The organism is Bacteroides propionicigenes, assembly GCF_018390535.1.
GTDB lineage: Bacteria > Bacteroidota > Bacteroidia > Bacteroidales > Bacteroidaceae > Bacteroides > Bacteroides propionicigenes.
This window is the reverse complement of sequence record NZ_JAHBBW010000004.1, coordinates 1-16192: the sequence shown is the minus strand read 5'-3', so window position 1 is coordinate 16192 and position 16192 is coordinate 1. Positions and strand designations below refer to the sequence as shown.

10 protein-coding genes are annotated in these 16192 nt (G+C 48.7%); 1 reads left to right on the top strand and 9 read right to left on the bottom strand.

Annotated features, from left to right (window positions below):
• Nucleotides 1-61 precede the first annotated feature (61 nt).
• Nucleotides 62-2056 carry a fructose-1,6-bisphosphatase gene (locus tag KG118_RS06890; RefSeq protein WP_117711724.1) on the top strand — a complete coding sequence of 665 codons (1995 nt, stop codon included), beginning with the start codon at nucleotides 62-64 and terminating at the stop codon, nucleotides 2054-2056.
• On the opposite strand, the gene KG118_RS06885 is transcribed toward KG118_RS06890, so the two are convergent.
• From KG118_RS06885 to KG118_RS06845, 9 genes are all read right to left on the bottom strand, one after another.
• Complete coding sequence (locus KG118_RS06885) at nucleotides 2053-3222, bottom strand: LA_2272 family surface repeat-containing protein (RefSeq protein WP_117711723.1); 1170 nt, start codon at nucleotides 3220-3222, stop codon at nucleotides 2053-2055. The genes KG118_RS06890 and KG118_RS06885 overlap by 4 nt on opposite strands.
• A gap of 6 nt (nucleotides 3223-3228) precedes the next feature.
• Nucleotides 3229-4782, bottom strand: coding sequence for a sulfatase (locus KG118_RS06880; protein ID WP_117711722.1), 1554 nt, complete (start codon nucleotides 4780-4782; stop codon nucleotides 3229-3231).
• 23 nt (nucleotides 4783-4805) lie between these two features.
• Complete coding sequence (locus KG118_RS06875; protein WP_117711721.1) at nucleotides 4806-6464, bottom strand: long-chain fatty acid--CoA ligase; 1659 nt, start codon at nucleotides 6462-6464, stop codon at nucleotides 4806-4808.
• A gap of 94 nt (nucleotides 6465-6558) precedes the next feature.
• A complete protein-coding gene (locus tag KG118_RS06870; protein ID WP_117711720.1) occupies nucleotides 6559-8967 on the bottom strand; it encodes a TonB-dependent receptor in 2409 nt (802 codons plus the stop codon).
• A gap of 5 nt (nucleotides 8968-8972) precedes the next feature.
• Nucleotides 8973-10055, bottom strand: coding sequence for a GDP-L-fucose synthase family protein (locus KG118_RS06865; protein ID WP_117711719.1), 1083 nt, complete (start codon nucleotides 10053-10055; stop codon nucleotides 8973-8975).
• Nucleotides 10056-10093: 38 nt separating this feature from the next.
• Entirely contained in the window at nucleotides 10094-11170 is a 1077-nt protein-coding gene (gene gmd / locus KG118_RS06860) for a GDP-mannose 4,6-dehydratase (RefSeq protein ID WP_117711718.1), read from the bottom strand.
• Between the two features lie 496 nt (nucleotides 11171-11666).
• Nucleotides 11667-12494 (bottom strand): fimbrillin family protein, encoded by an 828-nt coding sequence (locus KG118_RS06855; RefSeq protein WP_117711717.1) that lies wholly within the window; start codon nucleotides 12492-12494, stop codon nucleotides 11667-11669.
• 18 nt (nucleotides 12495-12512) lie between these two features.
• On the bottom strand, nucleotides 12513-14813 hold the full coding sequence (locus KG118_RS06850; protein ID WP_213388392.1) for a fimbrillin family protein: 2301 nt from the start codon (nucleotides 14811-14813) through the stop codon (nucleotides 12513-12515).
• 249 nt (nucleotides 14814-15062) lie between these two features.
• The coding region (locus KG118_RS06845) for a fimbrillin family protein (protein ID WP_213388390.1) at nucleotides 15063-16192 on the bottom strand (1130 nt) is incomplete at its 5' end.

Below are 16192 nucleotides of genomic sequence, written 5' to 3'. Positions count from 1 at the left end.
ATGTAGTATTAATTACTGATAACCGAATATAAATCATAAATCTAAAATCATAAATCTTGTCATGGGAACTATTACTCCGGAAAGTATAATCAGTGACTTGCGCTATTTGCAATTATTGTCGCGCAGTTTTCCTACCATAGCCGATGCCAGTACGGAAATAATCAATCTGGAGGCTATTCTGAATTTGCCTAAGGGTACAGAACATTTTCTTACGGATATTCATGGAGAATACGAAGCTTTTCAACACGTATTGAAGAACGCTTCGGGGGCAGTAAAACGGAAGGTGAATGAAATCTTCGGCCATACGCTGCGCGAGAGTGAGAAAAAAGAAATCTGCACGCTGATTTATTACCCGGAGGAGAAGTTGCAGTTGATAAAGGAACAGGAAACCGATTTGGACGATTGGTATCTTATCACTTTGAACCAGTTGGTGAAAGTGTGCCAGAACGTATCTTCCAAATATACACGCTCGAAGGTACGCAAGGCGTTGCCGGCAGAGTTCTCGTATATCATTCAGGAGTTGCTGCACGAGTCCAGTGTGGAACCTAACAAGCATGCGTATATCAATGTCATTATCAGTACGATAATCTCGACCAAGCGTGCGGATGATTTTATCATAGCCATGTGTAACCTTATCCAACGGCTTACGATTGACTCCTTGCACATTGTGGGAGACATCTATGACCGTGGCCCGGGCGCACACATCATCATGGATACGCTTTGCGATTACCATAACTTCGACATTCAGTGGGGCAATCATGATATTCTGTGGATGGGAGCCGCATCGGGCAATGATGCCTGTATAGCGAACGTAATCCGTATGTCCATGCGCTATGCTAACTTGGCAACGTTGGAAGACGGATACGGCATCAACCTGTTGCCGTTGGCTACATTTGCAATGGATACTTATGCGGATGACGCCTGCACTATCTTTGCCCCGAAGATGAACTTTGCCGATGCCAATTACAATGAAAAGACATTGCGCCTGATTACACAGATGCATAAAGCAATTACGATTATCCAATTCAAACTGGAGGCGGAGATTATCAACCGTCGTCCGGAGTTTGGTATGGAGGGTAGGAAGCTGTTGCATAAGATAGACTTTGAACGGGGGGTATTTGTGTACGAAGGAAAAGAATATGAATTGCGTGACAGCAATTTCCCGACCATCGACCCGGCTGACCCGTATCGCCTGACTGATGAAGAACGGGAATTGGTGGATAAGATTCATGCTTCGTTCATGAACAGCGAGAAACTCAAGAAACATATGCGTTGCTTGTTTACCTACGGCGGTATGTATTTGGTGTGCAACAGTAATTTGTTGTACCATGCGTCTGTACCTTTGAATGAGGACGGAAGTTTCAAGCATGTACGTATCGGTAAGAAAGAGTATTGGGGACATAAGTTACTGCAAAAGACCGACCAGCTTATCCGTACCGCTTACTTTGATGAGGACGGTTCCAAAGAAAAGAATTTTGCATTGGACTATATGTGGTATATGTGGTGCGGGCCGGATGCACCGTCTTTCGACAAAGACAAGATGGCGACTTTTGAGCGATACTTCATTGCGGACAAGGCTTTGCACAAAGAGAGTAAGGGCTATTACTACACGCTCCGCAACCGTGCCGATATTTGCGATAATATTCTGACTGAATTCGGGGTAGAACCGGGTCCTCATTCACACATCATCAACGGGCATGTACCTGTGAAAATCATCAAAGGCGAGCGTCCTATAAAAGCGGACGGCAAATTGCTGGTGATTGACGGTGGTTTCTCCAAAGCTTATCAGCCCGAAACAGGTATTGCCGGATATACATTGGTGTACCACTCACACGGTATGCAGTTAGTGCAGCACGACCCTTTCCAAAGCCGTCAGAAGGCGATTGAGGAGGGACAAGACATCAAATCTACAACATTCGTCATTGAGTTCAACTCGCAGCGTATGATGGTGAAAGATACGGATAAGGGCAAACAGCTTATTACGCAAATCCAAGACCTGAAGAAGTTGCTTGTAGCATATCGGACAGGATTTATCAAGGAAAAAGAAATCCTTTAAAACAATACCACACCGCCCTCTATAATGGCACCTTTGTCAAAATTGGCGTTCCTGTTGTAATACCTATCCCAACCATAACCGCCTGTAACGAATACTCCCAAGTGTTTGGGCAGGCGGTATTCAAGGTTGATGCGGGTTTGGAGGGAATAGAGGCGGGCAGGGAAGCCGTAGTCTTTGTTTTTGAAAGTTTCCACATGTTGGTAGCCTAAATCACCGCTGATGAACAGTTGTTTGTATACAGGCAATTCCAAACCTGCACGGTAGAACAGTGCGCCGGAGAACTTATCGCTGAAACCGAGGTAATGTGTACCCCCTCCAAGAATGGTGTAGAACAATTCGTTTTTGAAGCGGGCTGCCATATTCAGTTTTGTGGTGTTACCGCCAAAAATCATCATCTGCACCTTTGTGTTCGGATTGGCATTCACCAGTCCCAACTGGAAACCGTCCAGCTTATCCTTGTAATAGTTCACCAAACCTATCTGAAGACCTTTGGCATGGACAGCCACATTAAAGGGAGCGAGTTGCACACCGACGGACGTGCTTCCTGTGATATTTCCTAAACCGGAAATCTGTATTCCTTTCATATCGCCGCCTACCACATTCAGCAGTCCGGATGCAGTGACACCTGCGAAGTCGCCGCCCGAAATGTTGGCAAGTCCTGCAAGCTGTACACCGGCGCTTTTTTCACCCGTAATATTCAGTAAGCCGCCCATGATGACGCCATTGCTGTTATCCCCTGTAATGTTCGCCAGACCGGAGAGAACCACTCCCTGCGCATAACTGCCGGTAATGCCCACCAGACCGGAAACGGACAAACCGCTGAGATTGCTCCCATTGATATTGGTTATACCCGCTACCTGTACGCCCCGCATACTTCCACCCACCATATTGGATATACCGGAGAATTGTACTCCGTTCATATCTCTGCCTACAACAGCTCCCAAGGCATTTACTCCCAAACCGTTCAGGCGGTTCATGGCGGAAAAGATACCGAGATTGAAGAAAGTACTTCCAACAGTGTCCGTACGTTGTGTGGCAATATTTCTCCAAAGAGAAAGGTTGATGCCTGTTTTTTCTTTACGGATGGGTTGTTGCTTGTTTACTTGGGCATGAACTGTCCCGGCTGAAAGCAGGGACAGGCAAATGAGTGAAAATATACGTTTCATAATTCTTTATAGCATTTCATCCGGCCATGGAGCCAGCTGTCCGGTAGTGTGCAGTGTAGGACGCTGTGCATCCACTGACCGTAGGTAGTTACTTAATTTTTTGGATAGCTTCTTTACGAGTTTCGGGTTCTTGGCGGCTACATCATGCTTTTCGCTGATGTCGGCCGGGATATTGAACAATTCGTGCTTGCCGCTTCCGAAGTAGTACACCAGTTTCCATTCTCCGGATCGGATGGAGCAGGTAGCGCCTATGCCGGGTCCGGAAGGACCCCAGCTATGCGGATAGTGCCAGTAGATGTCACGGGAGGGTATTTTACCTTTGCCGGTAAGTAGGGGCAGAAAGCTGATGCCGTCGCGTTGCTGTACGGTATTGTAATCCTTCACCCCGGCTATTTCGAGAATGGTAGGGAAGAAGTCCTCTATCATCAGATAGTGGTCGCATTTGGTTTTGGCGGCTACTACACCGGGCCAACGCACAATCATCGGTTCACGCACTCCGCCCTCGTAGGCTGAACCTTTTCCGCTGTTGAGCGGGTAGTTCTGCACGTGCAGCTGTCCGGCACGAGTGTGTGCGGCCAATCCGCCGTTGTCGGACATGAACAGAAGGACGGTGTTGTCGGTCAGGTTGTTTTTGTCCAGATAATCCATTATGTCGCCGAGACTCTTGTCCATGCCTTCAATCAGGGTGGCATACGCGGCTTCTACCAGGGGAAGTCCTTTGTCCAGATACTTCTGATAGAAACGCATATCGGGCTGAATCGGTGTATGGATGGCATAATGCGCCATATAAAGGAAGAAAGGCTTGTCCGTTTCCAGTGCATCATCCAGTGCTTTCCCGGCTTCTATGGTGAGGGCTTCGGAGAGGAAGATATTCTTTCCATGATACTTCTCCAGTCCGGGTACAGCTGCCAGCGGACTCTTTCCTCCGGGTTTGTTTCCGAAGTTATTCATGCCGTAGTAGCTGGCGGGAGAGCCAGCCGCATGACCGGCTATGTTTACGTCGAAACCCATTTTCAGAGGATCGGCCCCGGGAGTATCGTTAGCGCCGAAGTGCGCTTTGCCGCAATGTATGGTGTGGTAGCCGTTGTCCTTTAGCACTTGTGCCAGTGAGGTGATATGTGTGGTACGCTCCACGCCGGGTTCTTGACAGATGCCGTTGACGTTCCATTCGGGGTAACTCAGAACCGAGTCCGGCTTTTCGTGAGTGGTGTTCTTGCGCAATGTCCAGCTTGTCACCCGGTGGCGTGCAGCGTTCATTCCCGTAAACAGGCTGACGCGTGTGGGTGAGCTGACACTGCAAGCATAGGCTTGCGTAAACATTTTACCCTGAGTTGCCAAACGCTCCATATTAGGCGTATGATACGTATCGTTGTAGCGGGTACGCTGTGTCCAGAAAGGCAGGGAAGTATCCTGCCAACCCATATCATCCACTAAAAATAAAATGATATTGGGACGTTTCTCCGCAGCGGGTGCTACTTCGCTTGGCGGCATTGCTTTTGCTTCTCCTGCCATTCCACATAACGGAAGTAGCGCGGCAGATAATAATAATTCGTTTTTCATTGAGAGGTTAGATATGTTTCTTCTTATCCTTTTGCTTCCTGATACAAGAAGCGTTTGATGGATTTCTTAGGCGTTTTTTCAAATTCTTCAGGATATATCTTCATCTTTGAAACCTGACAGTAGGCAGGGAGTTCAGCATTCAGGGCTACACGATTCTCTTCCATGACACGTTCTATGTCGTCATTGGTGAGACCGTGGGCAAAGGCGTCGTCAAAGTCGGGATATACCAATCCTACAAGTTTTTCGTTTTGCTGTACGATGATGCTTTCAGATACGTACGGCAGGTTGTTCAGCTTGTCTTCTATCTCTTCGGGGTAGATGTTCTGTCCGCTTGGGCCAAGGAGCATATTCTTGCTGCGTCCTTTGATGGTGACATTGCCTTGGGCATCCATAAGGGCGAGGTCGCCGGTATGTAGCCAGCCGTCTTTGTCCACCACCTCTTCGGTGGCCTCCGCATTCTTGTAGTAGCCCAGCATGACGTTTGGACCGCGGCAAACAATCTCACCGGGGATATTCTCCGGGTCGGGAGAGAGAATCTTCACTTCCATACGCGGGGCGGCTTTACCGCAAGAGCCGGGTTTGAAGCGTGTCCAGTCTTCATAACAGATGATAGGGCCGCATTCCGTCATACCGTATCCTACGGTGTAGGGGAAGTCTATCATACGCAGGAATTGTTCTACTTCTTGGTTGAAGGCTGCACCGCCTACAATTACCGCTGCAAAATTACCGCCGAAAGCCTGTATCATTTGTTCGCGTACGGTGGCCTTTATCTTGTCGTTGATAATGGGCACTTTCAGCAACAGTTTCATGGTAGGCGTTTCCAGTTTGGGCAATACGCTCTTCTTGATAATTTTTTCGATGATGAGCGGCACGGCTACAATGAGGTTGGGCTTTACGTCGGCAAAGGCTTGGAAGATAATCTTCGGGCTCGGCATACGGGTGAGGTAATAGATGTGGCAGCCTACGGAAAATTCATACAGGAATTCAAAAGCCAGTCCGTACATATGCGCCATTGGCAGCATACATACCAGTTTGTCTCCGGCTTTCAGCGGCAACACTTCAAAGGCGAACTTGGTATTGGACCACAAGCTGCGATAGGGCAGCATTACGCCTTTCGAGTAGCTGGTTGTACCTGAGGTATAGTTGATGACCGCCAGTTCTTCGGGCAGGTCTTTGTGATAATCGATGTGTTCCTTGCGGAAGTTCTTGGGGAATTTCTTGCCGAACATCTCGTTGAGGTGCTCTCGGGCGTAAGTGACCCGTTCGTTGCGTGATACCAACAGGGTGAAATCCGTCATCATGAAGATGCCTTCCAATAGCGGCATGGCGCTTTCATTGAGGTTTTCCCACACTTGGTCGCCCACGAAAAGAAGCTTGGCTTCGGAATGGTTGACGATGTTGTGCACATTGTCCGCTTTGAACTCATGGAGGATGGGCACAATGACTGCGCCATATGTCAGCGTAGCGAGGAAGGTTACTCCCCAGTGTGAGCTGTTACGTCCGCAGACAGCGATTTTATCGCCTTTCTTGATGCCGCTCGCTTCAAAAATGATATGCAGTTTTTCTATTTTGCGGGCTACATCCTTGTATTGCAGGGTCGCTCCCTTATAATCGGTCAGGGCGTCCAAGTCCCAGTTTTCTTTGATACTATTCTCTATATAGGCGATAAAACTTTGTTCCATTATATATTGCACATTTAGTTGAAAATTGTGCAAATATAAGGGTTTATATAGAGAATGCAAACTTTTAGGGGAAAATAGTACCTCGGCGGACTTTCTAAAACTCTACGGTGATACCCAGAGTGGGCAGCAGGGTTCCGCTTTCCTGTTTGAGGTATTTCATCTTATAGCGTTGTTCGGATGCGGGTGCGGAGGGATTTTCAATGACTCCTGTGCTCATTATGACATCTGGTTGCTTCAGTTTGCTTCCGGTCACATTTTGCAAATCCAGATAGATTCCCACCATGCAACGGCGGAGGTAGAACGATTTGTCTGCACGTATGTCCAGTTGGGCGAAATCGGGCAGTCGCCCGGTATTGTAGAGTGAGTAGTCGTAGTAAGGTTGTCCTTTGGCGTTCCATGCTTCCACGAGCGATGATTTCTCTTCATCGTAGGGGGTGTAGGGCGCACCGCCTATGTAGCTCAGTTTGCCGCCTATGCTCCAACGTTTGGGCAGGTTGTACGTGCCGCTCATATTGAGGATGAAACGGTTGTCCCATGCGGACGGAATGTACTTATCTCCGGAATGGTTGCGGTACTCGCTTTTATAGAGGGTGAAGGAAGATACCAAATTGAATCTGCCGGATACCTGCCACCTGAACATGGTTTCCAGTCCATATGCCATGCCATCGGCGGTAGAAGCAAGCAATTCATTACCCACCACTCCGTAGTCATTGCCTTTGCAGGCAAGCGGGATATTGTCTTGCAGGGAGAGGGGGATACGGTTGTAACGCTTGAAGAAGCCTTCGGCTGAAACCATAATACGGTCGTGCAGATGCCAGTCTATTCCGATGCTGCCCTCTGTTACCTGCATATATTTCAGTGCTTTGTTGAGGTAAACCCCTTCGTTATTCTTGTAGCCCAGTGCCGTGTAGGGCGGCAACTGGTGATAAAGTCCGGCGCTGCCGTTCAGAATCCATTGCTCCGACAGTTTGTAGGAGGCGGAGAGACGGGGAGACAGTTGTTTCCACAATTGTTTCATGCTGCGGTTGTAGTTGTTGCCGTCCATGCGGATGCCGGTGGAGAGGGTAAAACGATTGTCGCGGGTGGAGTAGCCGGACGAGAAGAAAGCTCCCCAACCGATGATGTTGAGCGAGGTTTCGTATAGTGAGAACGGGTTGCCGGAGTTACCCTTGTACAGTAGTTGCCGGGAGTTGTTGGTATAGATGGAGTTAGTGAGTTCCGCACCCTCTTTCAGAGTCCATTGTCCGAGGCGGGTTTGGTTCTCGAACAGGGCGGTGGTTTTCTGTTCTACCGAACGGAGGCGCAGAGTGAGGTTGTCCTCGGAGGAATCGTCGTTGTTGCGGTATTTCAGGTTACGGTTGTTCAGATAGTTATGGCTGAGGGTTACGGACTGTACATGTTTTCCGGCGTAGTGCCTGTACGCGGCTCCTACGGTGAATGTTTCCTGATGGATGGCGGGCAGGTAGCTTAGCAGGTATTCGGCATCTTCTCCTTTTTCATCCGTATTCAGTTTCATTTTGTCGATGCCTGTCAGGGCGAGTACGGTCAGTTCGTCATGTTCAGTCAGTTTGGTTTTGATTTTGAACTGTCCGTCTATGAAGTTGGGCAGGAAAGGCAGTCCCAAGACTTTGAATAGCAGTTGCAGGTACGATTGCCGTACGGAGAAGAGATAAGTGGTGCGGTCATTGAAATGCCCGCTTCCGCTCAGGGATACTTCGGATGCTCCGAGGGTTGCTTTGAAAGTCTGTTTGTCGGGGTTGCCGTCACGCAGGCGGAAGTCGAGAACCGAGCTCAACGCTCCGGAGCGGTTCGTGGGGAATGCACCTGTATAGAATGTAATCTCCCGTACGAGGTCGGCATTGACGATACTCACCGGACCTCCCGATGCTCCTTGCGTGGCGAAATGGTTGATGTTGGGAATCTCGATGCCGTCCATGTAGAAACGGTTCTCGGAGGGTGCGCCGCCCCGTACAATCAGGTCGTTGCGATAGCCGACGGGTGAGAATGACACTCCCGGATAGGCGCGTACAATGCGGGAAACGTCCCGGTTGGCTCCGGGGCTTTTCTCAATTTCCTGCAGGCCGATGACGCGCATACTTACGGGGCTTTCTATGCTTCGCCGGAAGGGGGAAGGCGTTACGACTACCGCTGCCAGCAGGTTGGCGTCTTCTTCCATCTCTATCTCGATGAACGGGGTGGAGGCGGAGACTATATATTCCGGGGTAGATGAGGTGACATAGCCTATGCACGTGGCTTCAAAGCGGTATATTCCCGGAGGAACTTGTTCGATGCGGAATATGCCGAGTGAGTCGGTGGAAGCCCCCTTGCCGGGAATGCCCGCTACCATCACATTGGCGTAGGCAACGGGTTTCCGGGAGTTCCTGTCAATGACTTTTCCCCGCACAGGGTAGGTTACGGTAGCGGCTGTAACCACTACCGGGGCGATATACAAGAGAAGTATCAGCCATACTACGCTACCGATGTGGCGGAGTGCTATTCCCATATCGTTTACTTGTCGTTGCCCAAGTACCAGCGGTACATCCGTTCCACACCTTCCTCAATGTCAATCTTATGCTGCCAGCCCAGTGCGTGCAGCTTGCCGGGGTCGGTGAGTTTGCGCATGGTTCCGTCGGGTTTGCTACTGTCGAAAGTCAGTTTTCCGCGGTAGCCCACTGTGTCCACAATCAGTTCGGCAAGTCGGCGGATGGTGATTTCCTTGCCCGTGCCAATGTTGATGTGGCAGTTGCGGATGTCCTTGTCGCCGCATTTGTAGGTATCTTTAAAGTCTACGTGCTCCATGACGAACACGCTGGCATCCGCCATTTCTTCACTCCAGAGGAATTCGCGCAGCGGTGTTCCCGTGCCCCAGAGTTTCACTTCTTCTTCATTGATGCCGTATTTGGCGAGTATGCCCAGTATCTCTTCGTTGCTGTTGCTGCCGTTGACGCCTTCCACGGGACGTTGGTCCATGTCGCGGCGTACGGCGTCCCAGTCGCCCTGTTGCAGGCAGTGGGCGAGGTGTATCTTTCGAATCATGGCGGGGAGCACGTGGCTGCGTTCCAAATCGAAGTTGTCGTTGGGACCGTAGAGGTTGGTGGGCATAACGGCGATGTAGTTCGTACCATATTGCAGGTTGAAGCTCTCACACATTTTCAGTCCGGCAATCTTGGCGATGGCATACGGTTCGTTGGTGTATTCCAACGGAGAGGTGAGGAGTACATCTTCTTTCATCGGTTGTTCGGCATCACGCGGGTAGATGCAGGTGCTGCCCAAGAAGAGCAGTTTCTTCACGTTGTGGCGGAAGCTCTCGCCGATGACGTTTTGCTGTATTTGCAGATTCTTGTAGATGAAGTCGGCGCGGTAGATGCTGTTTGCCATGATGCCTCCTACGAAGGCAGCGGCGAGGAACACATATTCCGGTTGTTCTTCATCGAAGAAACGGCGGACGGCTACTCCGTCCAAGAGGTCGAGTTCATTATGGGTTTTGCCTATGAGGTTGGTATATCCTTTCTCTTGCAGGTTTTTCCAGATGGCAGAGCCTACCAATCCGCGGTGGCCTGCGATGTATATTTTTGCGTTCTTGTTTATCATTGTGATGACTGCGAATGGTTTGTTCTTCGTTTATTTATTCAAATCTCTTTGCTTCTTAGATGCAGTTTGTGTACGAACTTCATGTCATGCTCCGCCATGATGCGCACCAACTCTTCAAAGCCGGTCTGTCGGGGATTCCAGCCCAACAATGTTTTGGCTTTGGTGGGGTCGCCCAGTAGTTGCTCCACTTCGGAGGGGCGGAAGTATTTGGGGTCTACCTCCACCAGTACCTTTCCGGTGCGGGTGTCGATACCTTTTTCGTCAATGCCGGTACCCTCCCAACGCAGTTGTATGCCTACTTCCTTGAAGGCGAGTGTGGCGAATTCTCGTACGGTGTGCATCTCTCCGGTGGCAATCACGAAGTCCTCCGGGGTGTCATGTTGCAGGATGAGCCACATACATTCTACATAGTCGCGGGCATATCCCCAGTCACGGCGTGCGTCGAGGTTTCCCAGATAGAGCTTGTCCTGAAAACCTTGTGCTATGCGTGCGGCGGCCAGTGTGATTTTCCGGGTCACGAAAGTTTCTCCGCGCCGTTCGCTTTCGTGGTTGAAGAGAATGCCGTTTACGGCAAACATACCGTAGCTTTCGCGGTAGTTCTTCGTAATCCAGAAACCATATTGCTTGGCTACGCCGTAGGGGCTGCGCGGGTAGAAGGGAGTAGTTTCTTTTTGGGGCACTTCCTGCACTTTGCCGAACAGTTCGGAGGTAGATGCCTGATATATCTTCGTCTTTTTTTCCAGTCCGAGGATGCGTACGGCTTCAAGCATACGCAGTGTGCCCACGGCGTCTGTTTCGGCTGTATATTCGGGCACGTCAAAGGACACTTTTACGTGGCTTTGTGCGGCAAGGTTATATATTTCGTCCGGTTGCACTTGTTGGATGATGCGGATGAGCGAGCTGCTGTCCGTCATGTCTCCGTAGTGCAGGTTGATGGTACGTTTCTGTTTCATGTCGCGCACCCATTCGTCGAAGTACAGATGTTCGATGCGTCCGGTGTTGAAAGATGAGGAACGGCGCATGATGCCGTGCACTTCATATCCTTTTTGTAATAGGAATTCTGCAAGGAACGAACCGTCCTGTCCGGTGATTCCGGAGATTAGAGCTTTCTTCATTTATCTTTAGTTTTTATGACCGTTGTTTTGAACGAGCAAAATTCGTTATTTTTTGCGAGACGGCAAAATATAACTACTGAATTAAATAAGTGAATAGGTATAGTTAGCTTATATCATCTGTCATCCAGAGCGTAGCGAAGAATCTACTCTCTTGGCATAAATTAAAATTCAACACTCTTATATCTAAAGGGAAGATAAAAACGGCTTACCGAATAATGAACGCATTGGGTGTCCAAAGATAGCATAAAAGTTAGAATCTATGAAGTAAAGGAGTCTTTATTTTAGTCATGGAATGATGATGCAAAATTAAAGTAAGATTGCTTTCTTTGCATATGAAATTGATAGGTGTAGCTGTGGGATGCGGCGGATTCTTGCTGTACATCGCCACCCCTAAAGGTAAGAGATGGTTCGGCTCTTTATAGAATTTGCTTCTTTATAAATATAAAGCCTCGTTTTTTCAAACGAGGCTTTTTTTATGATTCTGTTTTTCAATATCCTATGGCTTTACAAAAGGCTCGCCGTCGGGACGTATGGTACCGCTGTCGGGGCCCATATCGATGGGATAGGACTGGTTGGCGACGACGTCGGAGTAAAGGATCTGTACCAGCTTTGGGGGATTTTTGGCCATAAAAGTTATGCTTCCGGGAAATACATAATATACTTCGTTAGTAGTCAATTCCTTGGCAGATCCAACAATGGCGTGGGTGATGCTGAAACTGCCGTTGGCAGGCTGTGTGTCTATGCTTTGGGGAATATCAATATTGGCCAAAGCGGTGTTGGTGTTGCTTATTCCGGTTATATCCAACCGCACCAGTTCGCTTTTGAATTTTAGCGGAATGGCGGCGGTAGAAGCTGTAATTGTAATGTTTGTGGAGGTTGCTTTCATTACGATGTTCTTTTCGGTAAGGGTCATGATATTGCCGGACAGGGTGCCGTTGGTATAGATGGCTTCTATCTTGACGGTGGCGCCTGACGGGACGGAGAGTGCCGGGTCGGGGTCGCTCCAAGTGCCGGTACTGCCGCTGATGGTGTATGTGGCGGTGGAGTAGGCATACGTGGTGGTTCCGTTTAGGGTGATTGTTGCGGCAAGATATATCTTGTCGCCGTTCTCCCATGTCAAGGTTGTGCCCGAATCTGCGATGCGGGTGTTGGAATTTCCTGTTACTTCCACAAAGGGGACGGTCTCGCTTATGGCGAGGGTAAGTGGCTGCGGGTCGGCAGAGGGCAGCCCGTCTTGTTCCGTGCAGGCAGCACAGAGTACTAATAGGCTCAGGCTGCATATGCTGAGCGTACTGTACAGGGTGTGTAAGAGATACTTTTTCATTGTTATGCTGTTTTCAGGTTAGGGGGTAATGTTCAATTTACTGTAGTTTATTCTGGGATACTTATTGTCGTCAGCGGACGTAGCATCTGCCCAGTATGTGGAGGATAGCCACTGCTTGCCTGTATCATCTATAAAATATGAATTGGTAGAGGGATCATACTTTATGAACTTGAATGTGTTGGTTGATTGAATATAGGTTTTCATAATCGTCATTACGTTGCTCGTTGAACCGTAAGTATGGCAATTATCACGAGTACCGCCACTGGGTGCGAAAATGTTATAGACAAAAACATTTCCCCAGTCATTCCAGTTGGGTATAGTGCGGCTATCTCCGTAACAGTTTTGTAGTGTACAAGACAGTGCATTGCCGGCAAAACCGCTAAAATAGAAATTGTTCATCCTAATACCGTTCTTCAGAGTAGGATGTGTGAGATTAATCTCCGTATAGGTATAGCATGATGCACATTTAAAGGTAGAAGAGCCGGCATAGCCTATAAAACCGCCTGCAAACAATTCTCTTGAGTCCGCCGTACTGGAACTCCCTGTGAAAGTGATATATATTCTTCCCGTAGAATAAGAACCGAGAATTTCGTCGAAACTACTGCCGTCATCGCTGGCAACGAATCCTCCTATCCTGATATTATGAGTGCTGGCTGCATTGATTGTTTCCAACCTTATGTCACCTGAAGAACGGCAGGATGCGATGTTACATCCGGATATATCTCCTATGAATCCTCCTACATAACAGGAGTAAAACGTAGGACTGTTACTGGTGATGAGAATGCCGCCTTCTCCTATTGTAATATCAGAGCGACAGAAAGATATGTAGGTATTGCTTGCTTTTCCTATTAATCCGCCTGTTGAAGGAGGTGTATTGTAATTATATTTATCGCAATAAATTATCCACATATCTCCGATGGCAGAACAGGCTGTTATGTTTCCTCCGAGGGCTTGTCCCACTAATGCTCCTGCAGATTCAATGTCCCTTTTTAGGTCTATATCTACATTTCTCAGGTGTATGCCCACCAGAGTGCCACTGCTTTTACTGAAGAGACCGGTGGGGTATCCCTGACTATTGTGGGCGGTTATCTTCAAATTCCTTATGGTGTAACCGTTCCCGTTGTAGGTTCCGGTAAAAGCCCTGTCTTTGCCTATCGGAGTCCAGTCGGTAGCGTCATCGGCATAGTTGGTGGTGTTTTTGAGGTCTTGCAAGTTGATGTCGGCTATTTGTATGGCTTTCTTATCTGTGGCTTTGCCATTATTCACCAGATCACGGAAAATGGCGAGGTCTTCGGCGGTGGATATATAATAGTCGTACTGATTAGGTACAGGGGTAGGTTTGGGCTTTTCCTGTGCATCCCATGCCATGTCTGCATCTACTGTGATGGAGATGATTTGGTTGTCCTTTATAGTGAAGGTGTAGCCGATGGCTTTGCCCAATATCCAGTCGTTGGCATTGGGGAGGGTGGTTTCTATGGTTTTGGTAGTACTGCCGTCGAGGTAGGAGAGTGATACTTTGGTGTCTGTCATGTGGTCGGGCGGCAGGAAGAATTCTTTGACGGTTGTTGCTGTGCTGCCTGCGGTGATGTTGAGGTTGGTGGCGGTGCAAGTGGTTCTATTTTTAGATAGAGTTCTCACAGTGATTCCGGTGTCGCTACCATTAAATTTGATTCCCGTAGCATAGACACACTCGGTGCTGACTCCGGTTATCGTCTTTGACCCGCCGCCTTCCACTTTCACTTTAAAGATTACTTTGGTCGTAGCGTGCTTCATGGTGAACCGAACGGTGCCATGATTGTTGGTGCAATTCAGTTCGCCTAAAGAGTATAGGATGTCGAGTTCGCCTTTTACGGGTGTATATATAATGGCGGGGCTGCCATTTGTGGTGACAGAGGTGGGAACTGCTGATATTTGGTCACCACCGGAAGGTACAGAGGCGCTGTGTGGTGCATATGCAAAGAATGAGACTTTATCGTTGGGGTTGGCGGGCCAATATTTTACGGGGCTGTACGTCCATGTTCCGTTTACTTTCTTCACCGATTGGTTGCATAGGAGATTGGGGGCAAAACCTGTGGAGGCCATGTAGCTTGTGCCTGTATTGTATGCAAATACGCCTATTTCCGTGAGGTTGGCGGTGGTGGCTTCGGCACGGGTGGCGGCATGGGTATCGCTGTCGGCACGGGTGGCGCTGTCGTCTACTGATGTTGAGAAGCCGATGGGCTGTGTTGGCATTAGGGTTGTGTCTTCGTTGTCACAACCGATGCACAGTAGGGTGCAGAATAGTGGAATGAGGATGTATGTACCTTTTATTCTTCTCATTATTGCTTGCTTTTTTTATTAGAAAGAGTTTTTTGTGTGCCCGAAGAAAGACATTCAACCTTCTTCGGGCGTGTGTCAATGCTTTGATTGACGTTTCATTGGTTTCGCTCAGAAACATCTCTTCTCTTGTATGTAAGGAGAAGAGATGCTTCGCTGCGCTCTGCATGACAGGGGCGGGTGTCTCACTTCTGACAGGGGTGGGTGTTTCACTTCTGACAGGATTGGTTGTCTCACCCCTGACAGGATTGGTTATTGGACAGTTATGGAGTTGTCAGTTTCTGCTCCCCAGCTTGCGTCTGTGTTTACATCGAATGTGATAGCATTCAGACCGATGGTGAATATGAATTTGTGGGCTGAGCCTTTCTTAAAGACACCGGCGGGCAGGTCCACTGTCTTTTCGACTGAAGATTTGGCGTGGGTGGTGTCGCTTGTCTTGTTCACGATGTCGTATGCTATTTTTACTTTTACGTCACCGGCATTGGCTGTTCCTGTTCCATTGTTTACTGGGAGGAGGAACAGGAATTCGTCTGTGTTTTGGCCGCTTGCTTTTTTAATGAATAATGATGTAGCGGTTGTTCCTCCTGCAGAGATATCTATGGACGAGGTGGTGTAGCCTGCGAAGTTGGCTGCCGTCAGGTTCAAGATACCGCACTCGTTATTTTGATTATCGTATGCTGTCAGCGCATACGGAGAAGCTAAGTAGTCCGTTGTATTGTCTGCCCATGTCAGGGTTTTCATATCGAGTGTGCCTTTTTTGTTCAGCTTGCTGGTGTGTATCAGCGATACGCCTGTGATGAATACCTTTGTAGCGCTGTTTTTGCTGATGTCCGTGCCTGTTTTGGCTACCATATCCACTCTGGTCAGCGGGTGCATGAACTTGAATTTTACTGTTCCCGAAGCCGAAGTCATGTTCATTGTATTGTTGGTCGCATCTTCGGGGTTGGACACTACTATGTCTATCATCTGATATTGGTAGTCTCGTAGTGTATAGGCTATTTTGGGGTTGTTGCTTGCGTCAGCGGATGTCGGTGTGATGTCGTAGGGAGGCGAATAGGCGAAGAACGAAACTTTCTCATTGGTTCCTGCAGGCCAGAATTTTACGGGGGCGTATTCCCATTTGCTGGTGGTGTTATTCCAATCTACCGACTCCTTATTCATGAATTCTGATTTAGCTCCGGTTGTGCTGTAATCTCCGGTCGTCTGATACGCCATAACTCCGATTCCATCACCTTTTAAGAGCTCTATGTCCGCTTCTATTCCGCGTGTCTGCACGCTTGCATACGTATCAAATCCGATTGGCTTGTTCACCTCGGGGTTTTGTTCGGTAATCTCGTTTTCCGAACACGCTGCCAGTGCCAGCATGGTAATGGTCAGCAAGA

What these genes read in the sequence shown, in the direction of transcription:
- KG118_RS06890 (WP_117711724.1), top strand. Translation starts at nt 62, where the DNA reads ATGGGAACTATTACTCCGGAAAGTATAATCAGTGACTTGCGCTATTTG.
- KG118_RS06885 (WP_117711723.1), bottom strand. Translation starts at nt 3,222, where the DNA reads ATGAAACGTATATTTTCACTCATTTGCCTGTCCCTGCTTTCAGCCGGG.
- KG118_RS06880 (WP_117711722.1), bottom strand. Translation starts at nt 4,782, where the DNA reads ATGAAAAACGAATTATTATTATCTGCCGCGCTACTTCCGTTATGTGGA.
- KG118_RS06875 (WP_117711721.1), bottom strand. Translation starts at nt 6,464, where the DNA reads ATGGAACAAAGTTTTATCGCCTATATAGAGAATAGTATCAAAGAAAAC.
- KG118_RS06870 (WP_117711720.1), bottom strand. Translation starts at nt 8,967, where the DNA reads ATGGGAATAGCACTCCGCCACATCGGTAGCGTAGTATGGCTGATACTT.
- KG118_RS06865 (WP_117711719.1), bottom strand. Translation starts at nt 10,055, where the DNA reads ATGATAAACAAGAACGCAAAAATATACATCGCAGGCCACCGCGGATTG.
- gmd (WP_117711718.1), bottom strand. Translation starts at nt 11,170, where the DNA reads ATGAAGAAAGCTCTAATCTCCGGAATCACCGGACAGGACGGTTCGTTC.
- KG118_RS06855 (WP_117711717.1), bottom strand. Translation starts at nt 12,494, where the DNA reads ATGAAAAAGTATCTCTTACACACCCTGTACAGTACGCTCAGCATATGC.
- KG118_RS06850 (WP_213388392.1), bottom strand. Translation starts at nt 14,813, where the DNA reads ATGAGAAGAATAAAAGGTACATACATCCTCATTCCACTATTCTGCACC.